This window comes from Microbacterium sp. 67-17, assembly GCF_001898325.1.
GTDB classification, from domain to species: Bacteria; Actinomycetota; Actinomycetes; order Actinomycetales; family Microbacteriaceae; genus Microbacterium; species Microbacterium schleiferi.
The window spans coordinates 1-13,543 of the sequence record NZ_MKTR01000012.1 but is presented as its reverse complement, the minus strand read 5'-3'; the positions used below and the strand labels follow the sequence as shown (position 1 = coordinate 13,543).

Here is a 13,543-nt window from a genome sequence, read left to right as displayed (position 1 = left end):
GCGAATCGCCGACCGATCCACGTCGCACCGGGACGCGCAGCCGGACTTCAGGAGCGGGTCGGTAGCCTGGAGGGGTGTCCAGGCCTCCGTTTGCTCCCGTCACCGAGGCTGAACTCGCCGTTCTGCGCGAGCAACTGGGTCGCCCGGCTCGGGGGGTGCTCGGGATCGCCGCTCGCTGTGCGTGCGGGAACCCCACCGTCGTCGCGACGGCGCCGCGGCTTCCCGATGGGACCCCGTTCCCGACGTTCTACTATCTGACGCACCCGGGGGCCACGGCGGCCATGTCGGCGCTTGAGGCCGATCACACCATGCATGAACTCGCCGACCAGCTCGCGACAGATGATGAGATCGCGGATGCGTATCGCCTCGCGCACCAGAGCTACCTCGATGACAGAGCTCGCTACGGAGACCCGGAGGAAATCGCGGGGATCTCGGCGGGCGGGATGCCGACGCGGGTGAAGTGCCTGCACGCCGTGCTGGCGCACTCGCTCGCGGCGGGCCCGGGGGTGAACCCGATCGGGGACCGGGCGCTCGCGCTGTCGGACTGGTCTCCGGCTCGGTGCGTGTGCGCTGACCCGGGAGCTGCCATCCGGCCGCTCGACGCGGTTTCCGAGGAGCTGGCGTGAGCGCTGTGGCGGGGGCAGAGCCCCGTCGTCTTCGTCGGTTGACGGCCGTCACGCTCGCCATCGCGGGCCTGATCGTCTTGCCTGGCTTCACGGTTACGCCCTCACCCTCGCCATCTGATCCCGACCCGCTCCGCGCGGCGGAGTACTGGCTCGACGATTACGGCATCCGCGACGCCTGGAAGACCTCCACAGGTTCGGGAGTGCGGATCGCGGTCATCGACACCGGCATCGGCAAAGGCCCCGTGGAGTTCTCGGGCGTGGTCGGGGGCACGGATGTCTCGGGTCTTGGATCACCAGACGGGCGCACCCCCGTGGGAGCCCGCGACCCCGATCACGGCAGTTGGGTCGCGTCCCTCGCCGCCTCCCGCGGAACAAGCCCGGTGACGGGCATGCTCGGCGTGGCTCCGGATGCCCAGCTCCTCTCGATCTCCGTGGGATTCGGTGTGTCGGCATCCGTCCCCTTCGCCGAACAGATCGCCCAAGCGATCTATTGGGCTGTCGACAACGGCGCTGACATCATCAACCTGTCGTTCACCACCAACACCCCTGACTGGGATCGCAGCTGGGACGATGCGTTCATGTATGCCTTCGAGCACGACGTGGTCGTCGTGGCTGCCGCAGGAAACCGGGGGAGCGGGACGGGAGTTGTCGGTGCACCGGCGACGATCCCCGGTGTCCTCGTCGTCGGTGGGGTGGATCCGCACGGGCGGGCAAGTCGAGAGGCCTCGACGCAGGGCATCACGATCGCCGTGGCTGCTCCCAGCGAGAACCTCCTCGGGGTATCCGCGGACGGCAAGGTCGTCGAGTGGGATGGCACGAGCGGCGCAGCGCCCATCGTGGCAGGTATCGCGGCACTCGTGCGGTCTGCGTATCCCGATATGGATGCCGATGATGTCATCAATCGCATCATCCGTACCGCGACGCCGCCCGCCGGAGTGACAGACCTGCCCGACCCGCTCTACGGCTACGGTCTGGTGGATGCCGAGGCCGCCGTGACGGCATCCGTACCCGCAGTCAGGGAGAACCCGCTCGGGAGTCTGGCCGAGTGGATCACCATCTATCGGCGAGCCAACCTCGTGCCCGATCCCGAGCCGACGGTTCCCCCCGCCGCGGTCGAACCCTTGCCCCCCGTGGAGCAGCAGGCTGCGGCTTCGCCCCTTCTGCCGAGCACCGAGTCGCTGCTCTACGGGACGGTCCCGCTCGCGGCGGGCACCGTCGCGGCTATACTGGTGGCGCTCGGCGTCACTGCTGCTGTCCGACGCGTCCGATTGGCGCCCCGCGCCCCCCGCCGCTGAAACATCTCAGGAGTTCTCCCATCGTGAGCAACACCACCCCCAGGATCCTTATTGTCGGCGGAGGGTATGCCGGCTTCTACACGGCCTGGAAACTCGAGAAGCACCTTCGCCGCGGCGAAGCACAGGTCACGATTGTCGACCCACTTCCGTACATGACCTACCAGCCGTTCCTTCCCGAGGTGGCTGCGGGCTCGATCGAGGCCCGCCACTCGGTGGTGTCGCTGCGTCGTCATCTCAAGCGCACGCGCGTTGTGACGGCGAAGATCACCGGTATCGACCACGCCAACAAGGTGGCGACGGTCACCCCAACGCTCGGCGAGCCCTGGCAGGAGGAGTACGACCAGATCGTCGTCACCGCCGGCGCCGTCTCGCGGACCTTCCCGATCCCCGGAATCGCCGACAACGCCATCGGTCTGAAGACGATCGAAGAGGCGGTCGCCATCCGCGACAAGCTGTTCTCGAACTTCGACAAGGCAGCGACCCTTCCTCCCGGCCCCGAGCGGGAGCGCCTGCTCACGGTCGTCGTGGTCGGCGGTGGGTTCGCGGGCATCGAGGTTTTCGCTGAGCTTCGCTCGATCGCATCCGCACTGCTGAAGAAGTACCCCGAGCTGAGCTTCGAGGAGACTCACTTCCACCTCGTCGAGGCGATGGGCCGAATCATGCCTGAGGTGTCGCTCGAGACCAGCAAGTGGGTCATGAAGTCCCTCGGTGAGCGCGGCGGCGCCGTGCACCTCGACACACAGGTGACCGGAGCGGTCGGCGGCAACGTCGAGCTGTCTACCGGCGAGGTCATTCCGAGCGACCTGATCGTCTGGACCGCCGGTGTCATGGCCAACCCGACTGTCGTCCGCGGCAGCGACCTGCCCGTCGAGGAACGTGGTCGCATCCGCACCCGTGCCGACCTTCGTGTCGGCAGCGAGGACGAGATCGTCGAGGGTGCCTGGGCTGCGGGTGACGTGGCCGCAGTGCCCGACCTGACCGGTGGCGGCGTTGGCGGCTACTGCGTCCCGAACGCACAGCACGCCGTGCGTCAGGCCAAGCTCATGGCGAAGAACATCACCGCGGTCCTGCGCGGCGAGCTTCCCGTCGAGTACGTGCACAAGAACCTCGGCGCTGTCGCAGGCCTTGGCTTGTACAACGGTGTCTTCCAGTCGGGCAAGCTTGCGCTCAAGGGCTTCATCGCCTGGCTTGCGCACCGTGGCTACCACGGCCTGGCGATGCCGTCGTGGGAGCGCAAGTGGCGGGTCATCTGGGGTTGGTGGAACAACCTCTGGCTGGGTCGCGACATCGTGAACCTGTCGACCGTCCAGCACCCGCGGTACGTGTTCGAGGAGTTCGCGGCACGCCCGAAGCCTCCGGCTGCGTCGGCGGTGCCCGCCAAGGAGCCCGCGGGCACCAAGTCCTGACACAACCCGTCGCCGGCGCCCCTGCGGGGTAGCGTGGGAGCGCCGACAACGGCGCCCCCGTAGCCCAATGGCAGAGGCAGGCGACTTAAAATCGCTCAAGTGTGGGTTCGAGTCCCACCGGGGGTACGAGGCACGGTGCCGCGCGCAGCGCGGCGGCGTGCCTCGTCGCTTTGGTGGGCGAGACTTACACTCGGGCCCACGCCGCCGGTGGCTCCGCGCGCTGCGGAGCGGCGCGTGGAGTGGCGGTGGGGCGGGGTTCGAGTCCCACCGGCACGAGCTGTCGAGGATCCGTGAGCATGTCGGCGGCGGGCGTATGGATTCCGTGAGGATCGTCGACCCCGCTGCGGGGGAGCGGTTGCATCTGTTGAGCGCCCGTCATCCGACGGCGCAACAGCAACCTCGGGAGTCCCTGTGCTCGACGTCATCTCTGTGGCCGCGACGCTGGCGCTGTTCGCGCTTGTCGGCCTGATCGCGAAGGGGGTCGAGCGGCTGATCCGGCCGTCTTCGGACCCTGCTCCAACCCTGCCGATCGCAGGTGAGCGCCGATGATCGTGTTCTCTGTGCTGGCCGTCACGCTCGCTGTGGCTTCGCTCATCTATCTCATCGTTGCGCTCCTGAACCCGGAGAGGTTCTAAGGTGGACGCTTCGACGATCTGGGCAGGCATCCTTCAGATCTGCACCGTGCTGCTGATCCTCGCCCTGCTCTACCGCCCCCTCGGTGACTGGATAGCCCACACCTACGCGTCGACGAAGGACTGGCGCGTCGAACGAGGCGTGTACCGGCTGATCGGAGTCGATTCGCGCTCTGAGCAGACATGGCAGGCCTACACGCGGGGCGTTCTCGTCTTCTCTGCCGTCGGCGTTCTCGTCGTCTACGCGATGCAGCGTTTCCAGGCCGTATTGCCCTACTCGCTGGGTCTTCCTGCCGTGCCCGAGGGGCTGGCCTTCAACACCGCTGTCTCGTTCGTGACCAACACGAACTGGCAGTCGTACTCACCCGAGACGACCCTGGGCTACACCGTCCAACTCGCGGGACTCGCGGTTCAGAACTTCGTCTCGGCGGCTGTCGGCATTGCCGTTGCCGTCGCTCTCGTGCGTGGACTCGCCCGCCGTGGCTCGCCCACGATCGGGAACTTCTGGGTCGACCTCATTCGCGGCATCACTCGGCTGCTGTTGCCGCTGGCCATCGTTGCTGCAATCGCGCTCCTGACTGCCGGCGTCGTTCAGAATTTCGCGGGGTTCACGGCCGTGGACACGATCGCCGGAGCGACTCAGACGATCCCGGGCGGTCCGGTCGCTAGCCAGGAAGCCATCAAGGAGCTCGGCACCAACGGTGGGGGATTCTTCAACGCCAACTCGGCACATCCGTTCGAGAACCCGGCGCCGTGGACGAGCGTGTTCGAGATCCTGCTTTTGCTCGCGATCCCTGTCGCGATGCCTCGAGCCTTCGGAAAGATGATCGGCGACAACCGCCAGGGATACGCGATTCTCGCGGCGATGAGCGTCATCGCGATCGTCTCGATCGCCGTCTTGACGTGGGTGGAGTCGCTCGGTCTGGGTAGTGCTCCGCAGCTTGCCGGAGCGGCGATGGAAGGCAAAGAGACCCGGTACGGGATCTGGGGATCGACGCTCTTCGCCGGCGCAACGACCCTCACGAGTACCGGCGCTGTCAATTCGATGCACGATTCCTATACCGCGCTAGGCGGCATGATCCCGATGATCAACATGATGCTCGGCGAGATCGCGCCCGGCGGCGTCGGATCAGGGCTCTACGGAATGCTCGTGCTCGCAGTGATCGCCGTGTTCGTCGGGGGCCTGCTGATCGGACGCACCCCAGAGTACGTCGGCAAACGCATCGGGCCGACGGAGATGAAGCTTGCGAGCCTGTACATCCTCGTGACACCGACCCTCGTCCTGTCCGGCCTCGCACTGAGCTTTGCGATCCCGGCAGTGCGAGCGGATGTCGAGTCCACGTCGATCTGGAATCCCGGCGTCCACGGACTCAGCGAAGTCATCTACGCCTTCACCTCGGCAGCCAACAACAACGGCTCCGCCTTCGCAGGTCTGACGGCCAACACGCCGTGGCTCAACGCGGCACTGGGCACCGCGATGCTGCTCGGCAGATTCATCCCCATCGTTCTCGTGCTCGCACTGGCGGGAACCCTTGCCTCGCAACAGCGCGTGCCCGAGACGGTCGGGACACTCCCCACCCACCGACCGCAGTTCGTCGGTCTCCTCGTTGTCGTGGCAGTGGTGGTCACGGCACTCACCTACTTCCCCATACTCACGCTGGGACCCCTGGCGGAAGGGCTTGTCTGATGTCCAGTACCACCCACGAACACACACCAGCGATTCGCGGTGATCAACCCGAGCACCCTGGGAGCTCGCGCGTGCTCAGCGGCGCCCAACTGGTCTCCGCGCTGCCCGGCGCGTTGCGAAAGCTCAACCCCGCGGCGCTGTGGGGTAACCCCGTCATGCTGCTGGTCTGGGTCGGTGCAGCCCTGACGACCGCCATCGCGATCGCGGAGCCGTTCCTCGGCGGGCCCGAGGCATCCGGCGGAACTCCCGTGCCCCTCGGGTTCACATGGGCGATCGCGATCTGGCTCTGGCTGACTGTCCTGTTCGCAAACCTCGCGGAATCCGTTGCCGAGGGACGCGGCAAGGCGCAGGCGGCAACGCTGCGGCGCACGCGGACCTCGACGATGGCGCGGCGAGTCAGCGACTATGACTCCGTGTCGGATGCTGCGGCCGAGCGCGCGTCGACGGTGGAGGTCTCGTCGGCAGAACTCACGCTCGGCGATGTCGTCATCGTCGCGGCAGGGGAGCTCATCCCCGGCGACGGTGACATCATCGCGGGGATTGCGACAGTCGACGAATCTGCGATTACCGGAGAGTCAGCGCCTGTTGTGCGCGAATCGGGTGGTGATCGCTCTGCCGTCACCGGCGGTACCCGCGTGCTTTCCGACCGGATCGTCGTGAGAATCACATCGAAACCCGGTGAGACATTCGTCGACCGCATGATCGCGCTCGTAGAGGGAGCCGCGCGTCAGAAGACACCCAACGAGATCGCCCTGAGCATCCTGCTGTCGAGTCTGTCATTCGTGTTCGTCATGGTCGTGCTGACCCTCAACCCGATCGCGTCGTACGCTGCCTCTCCGGTATCGATCACGGTCCTCGTCGCGCTCCTGGTATGCCTCATTCCGACGACGATCGGGGCGCTGCTTTCGGCGATCGGTATCGCCGGGATGGACCGCCTCGTGCAGCGCAACGTGCTGGCCATGTCGGGTCGGGCAGTCGAAGCGGCTGGGGACGTCACCACCCTCCTGCTCGACAAGACGGGCACGATCACGTTCGGAAACCGCCGCGCAACCCACACCTCGCCCCTCGACGGCGTGTCCGATGCTGACCTCACCCGGGTCGCGGCGCTCTCGTCGCTGGCGGACCCCACTCCCGAGGGCGCTTCGATCGTCGGCCTCGCCGTGGCCCGTGGCATCCGAGTTTCCCTCCCGGAAGGCGCGACTGTGGTTCCTTTCTCGGCGCAGACGCGGATGTCGGGGCTCGACCTTGCAGACGGGACGCTGGTGCGAAAAGGCGCCGGAAGCGCCGTGCTGGCGTGGCTCGATCAATCCGGTGCGGCGCCCGACACACAGGCACGCGCGCAGGTCGCTACCGAAGCCGACCGCATCGCAGCGTCGGGCGGAACCCCGCTGGTCGTGGCGACCCTGACGGGCACGGTGGGAACGGTTCTGGGCGTTGTGCACCTGAAGGATGTCGTGAAAGAGGGTCTGCGCGAACGGTTCGAGGAACTTCGCGCGATGGGTATCCGTACCGTGATGATCACGGGAGACAACCCCATCACCGCGGCGGCGATCGCGCGGGAAGCGGGGGTCGATGACTTTCTTGCCGAGGCGACTCCGGAAGACAAGCTCGCTCTCATCAAGCGGGAGCAGGCCGGTGGGCGTCTGGTCGCGATGACGGGGGATGGCACCAACGATGCTCCGGCGCTCGCGCAGGCTGATGTCGGGGTTGCGATGAACACCGGCACCTCGGCGGCGAAGGAAGCCGGCAACATGGTCGACCTCGACAGCGATCCGACCAAGTTGATCGACATCGTCCGTATCGGGAAGCAACTGCTTATCACGCGCGGTTCGCTCACGACCTTTTCGCTTGCCAACGACATCGCGAAGTACTTCGCGATCATCCCGGCGATGTTCATGGGTGTGTTCCCGGGCCTCGCGGCCCTGAACATCATGCAACTGAGCTCACCGGCCTCGGCGGTGACGAGCGCGATCATCTTCAACGCGGTCGTCATCGTCTTTCTCATCCCGCTCGCACTGCGCGGTGTCACCTACCGGCCGGCGTCGGCATCCCGCGTGCTCAGCCGAAACCTGCTCATCTATGGCCTGGGCGGCGTGATTGCCCCGTTCATCGGGATCAAGCTGATCGATCTCGTCATCAGCCTCGTTCCTGGCTTCTGATCACCCCTGGGAGAAACGCAATGTCAACCAGTCACACCACGCGAGCAACCCTTCGCCAGGCGGCAGTCGCGATCCGCGCGATGCTCGTCTTCACGGTCGTGCTCGGTGTCGGCTATACGGCTCTCATCACGGGAATCGGTCAGCTCGCCTTCCCCTGGCAAGCAGGAGGTTCGCTGGTGACCGACAGGTCCGGCGAGGTCGTCGGCAGCGCGCTGATCGGTCAATCGTTCACGGATGCCGACGGTAACCCCCTTCCCGAGTACTTCCAGTCGCGGCCCTCCGCTGCCGGCGACGGGTATGACGCGGGCGCCTCGAGCGGCTCGAACTGGGGTCCGGAGAATCCTGACCTCATCGAGGCCATCGCTCTGCGCAAAGCCTCAATCGCCGCTTTCGCGAACGTCGCCGAATCGGAGGTCCCCGCCGATGCCGCGACCGCGAGCGCGTCGGGGCTTGATCCCCACATCAGTCCTGCCTACGCCGAGCTTCAAGTGGCGCGTGTCGCTGAGGCGCGCGGGCTACACGAGCGCGAGGTTTCAGCGCTCGTGTCGCAGTACACCGAGAATCGAGACCTCGGGTACCTCGGCGAACCGAGGGTCAACGTGGTGGCGCTGAACCTCGCCCTCGATGCCCTCGACCCATGAGCACGGATGCAGAAACTCGTGAGGACGGATGCGGAAACTAGGGTGATCCCATGAAGCGCGGATCGTTGCGGGTCTTGCTGGGCGCCGCGCCCGGTGTCGGCAAGACCTACGAGATGCTCGAGGAAGGTCGACGACTGTTGAGTGAGGGACTCGACGTCGTCATCGCCATCGTCGAAACCCACGGTCGCGCCGCCACCGCTGCCCTGACCGAGGGGCTTGAGGTCATGCCGCGTAAGGCGGTGAACCACCGTGGCACCGCGTTGACCGAGATGGACCTCGAGGCAGTGTTGAGTCGCCAACCGGCCGTCGCATTGGTCGACGAACTCGCTCACACCAACGCGCCCGGCTCTGTCAACGAGAAGCGTTGGCAGGATGTGGAGGTCCTGCGCGCAGCGGGAATCGATGTGATCACGACTCTCAACGTTCAGCACATCGAGTCGCTGGGCGGTGTTGTCGAGAAGATCACCGGTGTCGTGCAACGCGAGACGGTGCCGGACGCCGTGGTGCGCGACGCCGACCAGATCGAAGTCGTCGACCTCGCTCCGCAGACGCTGCGCGATCGCCTCGCCATGGGTGTCGTGTATCCGGCCGAGCGCGTCGATGCCGCGCTCTCCAACTATTTCCGCCTCGGGAACCTCACGGCGCTGCGTGAACTCGCCCTGCTCTGGCTCGCCGACGAGGTTGACAGTGCCCTGCAGTCCTACCGTCAGGAGCACGGGATCAGCGGGACCTGGCAGGCGCGCGAGCGCGTCGTGGTCGCCATCACAGGCGGGCCGGAGGGGGAGACTCTCATCCGTCGGGGCGCAAGGATCGCTGCTCGCTCTGCCGGGGGTGAGATGCTCGCCGTGCACGTGAGCAGCCAGGACGGTCTTCGCGGCGCGGTTCCCGGCGCGCTCGAGGCGCAGCGAACCCTCACCGAGAGCCTCGGGGGGACCTATCACCAGGTTGTCGGCGACGACATCCCAACGGCGCTGGTGCAGTTCGCTCGATCCGTCAACGCGACCCAGCTGGTCATCGGTGTCAGTCGGCGCGGTCGACTCGCGTCGGCGCTGACCGGGCCGGGGATCGGGGCAACCGTCATTCGTGAGTCCGGTGACATCGATGTTCACATGGTCACTCATGCCGCCGCCGGTAGCCGGTTTTCGCTTCCCCGGCTGAAGGGTGGGGCGCTGAGCATCCGCCGCCGCATCCTGGGTTTCGCGCTCGCCGTCAGCGGTGGCCCACTGCTCACCTGGCTGCTGACTGCGATCCGGGATCAAGACAGCATCACTGCCGATGTGCTTGCCTATCAGCTGCTCGTCGTCGCTGTGGCATTGGTCGGGGGAATCTGGCCGGCTGTGTTCGCCGCGATCATGTCGGGACTCACGCTCAACTTCTTCTTCGTCGAGCCGTTGTACACGATCACGATTGCGGACCCACGTAACGCCTGGGCCCTCGTCCTGTACGTGATCATCGCGATTCTCGTCAGTCTCGTCGTCGATCGAGCGGCTCGTGCGGCGCGTCATGCCAGGCGCGCGACCGCCGAAGCCGAGCTCATCGGGACTGTCGCGGGCTCGGTCCTGCGCGGTCAAGGCGCCGTTCCGGCCCTCGTTGCACGTGCGCGTGAGGCGTTCGGGATGTCGGGCGCCCGCCTCGTCGCCGAATCAGGCGACGTGCTCGCAACCGACGGCGAGCCGCTGCTGAACGGGCGTCACAGTGACGTGCCTATCGGCGAGCGCGCGACGTTGGAACTTCATGGCGGCGATCTTGACGCATCGGAGCGGCGCCTCTTGGGTGTTGTGGTAGCCCAGCTGGATGCCGCGCTCGAGCAGACAGCACTTCAGGAGACCGCCCGGGCAGCCGACATCCTTGCCGAAGCCGATCAGGTCCGCAGCGCCCTCCTCTCAGCGGTGAGCCATGACCTTCGTCGTCCCCTCGCTGCCGCGCTCGCCGCTGTCGGCGGGCTTCGCACCGCGGGCGCCGCGCTCGGTGAACAGGACCGCGCTGACCTGCTGGACACTGCCCTCGAGAGTCTCAACACCCTCTCGCGGCTTCTCACGGACTTGCTCGATGTCAGCCGGATCGAGGCCGGAGCACTCGCCGTCTCGCTGACGTCGACGGATGTCGGAGACGTCGTGCTCGCCTCACTCGACGAACTCGGCCTGGGCCCGACCGAGGTAGAGCTCGCTCTGGATGTCGAGGTGCCGGACGTGCTCGCCGACCCGGTGTTGCTGCAGCGCGTCGTCGTCAACCTGCTCACCAATGCGCAGCGTCACTCGCCGGTCGGCACCGCGGTGAGAGTGACGACCAGCGTTCTCGGTGATCGCGTTCAGGTGCGGGTCATCGACCGTGGTCCTGGCATCTCGACGGATCGTCGATCGGACATGTTCACGCCGTTCCAACGGCTGGGCGACACCGACAACACGACGGGGCTCGGGTTGGGGCTTGCGCTCTCTCGCGGTTTCACCGAGGGGATGCGCGGGACCTTGATGGCTGAGGACACCCCGGGCGGGGGCCTGACGATGGTGGTGGAGCTTGGCACCGCGCCTATGGTCGGGGATGACGATGCGGCTGTCGCCGAGCGGAGGGGTGTGGCGTCGTGAAGGTCCTGGTCGCAGACGACGACCCGCAACTCGTGCGGGCCGTGCGCATCACTCTCGCCGCGCACGGTTACGACGTCGTGGCGGCGCCAGACGGACCGGCGGCAATAGCGCTCGCCGCCAAGGAGCACCCCGACGTGATCATGCTCGATCTCGGGATGCCGCACCTTGACGGGGTTGGGGTCATCCACGCCATTCGCGGCTGGAGCGAGGTGCCGATCATCGTCGTGTCGGGACGTTCGGGTTCCGCCGACAAGGTCGAAGCGCTGGATGCCGGCGCAGACGATTACGTCACCAAGCCCTTCCAGATCGATGAGCTCCTCGCACGCCTGCGCGCACTGACACGACGGTCATCATCGGCACCGGCGGGCGAATCCGTGGTGCGTTTCGGGGATGTCGAGGTCGATCTGTCAGCCAAGAGTGTTCGGCGCCGCGGCTCCCGTGTTCATCTGACTCCGACCGAATGGCGGATGCTCGAGTTCCTCGCCCGAAACCCCGGAAGCCTGGTAACACGGCAGACGCTACTGAAGACCCTCTGGGGGACCGAGCAGGTCACCGATACCGGCTACCTGCGTCTCTACATCTCGCAGCTGCGCAAGAAGCTGGAGGTCGACCCCGGCCACCCGGTCCACCTGTTGACTGAATCGGGTATGGGCTACCGACTCAACCTTGAGGGGTAAGCGCCCGCGACCAGGCCCGTTCGTTGTGCAGTTGCCCGGTCTGCTGGAAGAGCCGCACCTGATGGGTGTTCGCTAGCGCGTCTGCAAGTTCGTACCTGTCGGCAGGCTCAAAACCCAACTGCTGCCAGAACGGGCCAGAGCGACGGCTGAACAGCCACGCACGTTTCGCGCCTCCTTCGGCTGCCCGAGCGAGAGCGAAGCGTGCGAGGGCCTTTCCGCGGCCGCGGGAGCGAACTGGACTGGCTACGGCAACACTCCGAATGAGCGCGTGGTCACCATCTCCGCTGAGCTCGTAACCCGTGCTTCCGACGATTTCTCCGGCGGTGTCTCACTCGACCCAGATTTGTACTCCCGGTTCATCGATGCCGCTGATCGTCAAGTCTGCTCCGGCCAGGAACGTCGTCAGATCCGCCATATCACGAGCGAGGCACGGGCTCAGGTTCACTCGCCAAGTCAATCACTCGTGGCTCGTGAGGCCCGGGGTCTGAATGTCGTACCCCCCTCGTAGTGTCGGGGGTATGCAAGCGGTTGGTGCGGGTGATTCGGGTCAGTGGCCCGATGGTCCGGATGCTGACGCGTTCCTCTACGAACAGGATGTGCGGGAGTGGGATGCGGAGGTGGCCGGGTGGGTGCCGCCGCGTCCGGATGCTGTCGCCCTGGTGCTGGAGGCGTCTGATTTGGAGGCGGTGTTCGCTGGGCAACGGTTCGCCAGGGTCGATGACCTCCGCCTTGAGGCCCTGGATGATGTCACCCGGTATGGGGGTGGGTCCCGGGAGCTGGTGATGCGCTCCCTCCGCCTCGAGCTCGCCGCAGCGTTGCGGGTGACGGAGAACGCGGCGGGCATGATGCTTGCCCGCGCGGAGTCCCTCGTCCACTCGTACCCGACGGTGTTGGAGTCGCTCTCCCGTGCGGGGGTGACCGTGCGGCATGCGGAGATCCTGGTCGATGACCTGGACGGGTTGGACCCTGATCTTGCGGGACGGTTGGTGGGGCGGGCGTTGGGGCTTGCGGAATCGTTGCCGGTGGGGTCGTTCCGGCGGGCGCTACGCCGCCTGATCGACCGGGAAACCGCCCCCACGCTCACGGAACGTCACCAGGCCGCGGTGCGGGGGCGGCGGATCGTGGTGGAGCCGGTGGGGGATTCGATGTCGTGGGTGCACGCTTTGGTCCCGTCGGTGGAAGCCCACGCGATCTTCGGGCGGGTCACGCAGAAAGCGGTGGTGATCCGTGACCACGACCGTGGAACCACCCGCGGTGGGGAGCGGGGGGATGGGTCGGAACGGTCGTTGGATGAGATTCGTGCTGACGTGTTCTGCGACCTCCTCATCGATGGGACAGTGCCTCAGCACCCGGAGCAGGCGCGGGGGATCCGCGCGACCGTGGTCGTCACCGTCCCCGCCCTGGCGCTCCTCGGTGTTGAGGGTGTGACGGATCCGGCGGAGGTGGAGGGGGTCGGTCCGATCCCGATCGACACCGCCCGGGAACTGGCAGGTGGCGCCTCAGGGTGGATGCGGGTGCTCACCCACCCCGAAACCGGGGCCGTGGTCTCGGTGGGGCGCACAAAGTATCGGCCACCACCGGAGCTGACGAAGCTCGTGAAGTGGCGGGCTGACCGGTGCATGGGCCCGGGATGCGGGAAACCCGCCTCCCAGTGTCAGATCGATCACTCGGTGCCGTGGGCTGACGGTGGCGAAACCTCGGTGACGAACACGGCACCGTTGGGGCTTGTCAAGTCTTCTGTGTAAGCGGGTTGGTGTTGGTGGTTAGAGGTAGGGGGTGATGCGGTCGGGGTAGGCGAGTGCGAGTTGTTCGAGGGCTTGTTTCCAGTTCGTGGTCAC

At 66.5% G+C, this 13,543-nt stretch carries 12 protein-coding genes and 1 tRNA gene; 12 read left to right on the top strand and 1 reads right to left on the bottom strand.

Annotated elements, in window-relative coordinates; genetic code table 11:
- The first annotated feature begins 74 nt into the window (after nucleotides 1-74).
- The 11 genes from BGO47_RS04105 to BGO47_RS04055 all read left to right on the top strand — a co-directional run bounded on the left by BGO47_RS04105 (nucleotide 75) and on the right by BGO47_RS04055 (nucleotide 11,705).
- Nucleotides 75-626: a DUF501 domain-containing protein gene (locus tag BGO47_RS04105; protein WP_292708830.1), complete on the top strand. Its 552-nt coding sequence runs from the start codon at nucleotides 75-77 to the stop codon at nucleotides 624-626.
- Nucleotides 623-1,921: a S8 family serine peptidase gene (locus BGO47_RS04100; RefSeq protein ID WP_292708828.1), complete on the top strand. Its 1,299-nt coding sequence runs from the start codon at nucleotides 623-625 to the stop codon at nucleotides 1,919-1,921. Before BGO47_RS04105 ends, BGO47_RS04100 begins: the two co-directional genes overlap by 4 nt.
- A gap of 23 nt (nucleotides 1,922-1,944) precedes the next feature.
- The gene (locus BGO47_RS04095; RefSeq protein ID WP_292708826.1) at nucleotides 1,945-3,327 is read left to right on the top strand and encodes an FAD-dependent oxidoreductase; all 1,383 of its coding nucleotides are present in this window, start codon (nucleotides 1,945-1,947) and stop codon (nucleotides 3,325-3,327) included.
- A 53-nt stretch (nucleotides 3,328-3,380) separates the two neighbouring features.
- A tRNA-Leu gene (locus tag BGO47_RS04090) sits at nucleotides 3,381-3,453 on the top strand.
- Nucleotides 3,454-3,738: 285 nt separating this feature from the next.
- Nucleotides 3,739-3,876: a hypothetical protein gene (locus BGO47_RS04085; protein ID WP_292708822.1), complete on the top strand. Its 138-nt coding sequence runs from the start codon at nucleotides 3,739-3,741 to the stop codon at nucleotides 3,874-3,876.
- Nucleotides 3,873-3,962: a K(+)-transporting ATPase subunit F gene (kdpF, locus tag BGO47_RS04080; RefSeq protein ID WP_292708820.1), complete on the top strand. Its 90-nt coding sequence runs from the start codon at nucleotides 3,873-3,875 to the stop codon at nucleotides 3,960-3,962. Before BGO47_RS04085 ends, kdpF begins: the two co-directional genes overlap by 4 nt.
- A 1-nt stretch (nucleotide 3,963) precedes the next feature.
- Nucleotides 3,964-5,646, top strand: a complete 1,683-nt coding sequence (kdpA, locus tag BGO47_RS04075; RefSeq protein WP_292708818.1) for a potassium-transporting ATPase subunit KdpA — start codon at nucleotides 3,964-3,966, stop codon at nucleotides 5,644-5,646.
- Nucleotides 5,646-7,805: a potassium-transporting ATPase subunit KdpB gene (gene kdpB, locus BGO47_RS04070; protein ID WP_292708816.1), complete on the top strand. Its 2,160-nt coding sequence runs from the start codon at nucleotides 5,646-5,648 to the stop codon at nucleotides 7,803-7,805. Before kdpA ends, kdpB begins: the two co-directional genes overlap by 1 nt.
- A gap of 20 nt (nucleotides 7,806-7,825) precedes the next feature.
- A complete protein-coding gene (gene kdpC, locus BGO47_RS04065; protein ID WP_292708814.1) occupies nucleotides 7,826-8,446 on the top strand; it encodes a potassium-transporting ATPase subunit KdpC in 621 nt (206 codons plus the stop codon).
- A 50-nt stretch (nucleotides 8,447-8,496) separates the two neighbouring features.
- A complete protein-coding gene (locus tag BGO47_RS04060) occupies nucleotides 8,497-11,028 on the top strand; it encodes a DUF4118 domain-containing protein (protein WP_292708812.1) in 2,532 nt (843 codons plus the stop codon).
- Nucleotides 11,025-11,705: a response regulator transcription factor gene (locus BGO47_RS04055; protein ID WP_292708810.1), complete on the top strand. Its 681-nt coding sequence runs from the start codon at nucleotides 11,025-11,027 to the stop codon at nucleotides 11,703-11,705. The genes BGO47_RS04060 and BGO47_RS04055 overlap by 4 nt, the downstream gene beginning before the upstream one ends.
- Here the strand turns inward: BGO47_RS04055 and BGO47_RS04050 are convergent.
- A complete protein-coding gene (locus BGO47_RS04050) occupies nucleotides 11,689-12,018 on the bottom strand; it encodes a GNAT family N-acetyltransferase (protein WP_292709200.1) in 330 nt (109 codons plus the stop codon). The genes BGO47_RS04055 and BGO47_RS04050 overlap by 17 nt on opposite strands.
- Nucleotides 12,019-12,223: 205 nt before the next feature.
- Between BGO47_RS04050 and BGO47_RS04045 the strand changes: the two genes are divergently transcribed.
- Nucleotides 12,224-13,450, top strand: a complete 1,227-nt coding sequence (locus BGO47_RS04045; RefSeq protein WP_292708808.1) for an HNH endonuclease signature motif containing protein — start codon at nucleotides 12,224-12,226, stop codon at nucleotides 13,448-13,450.
- The last annotated feature ends 93 nt before the right edge of the window (nucleotides 13,451-13,543 follow it).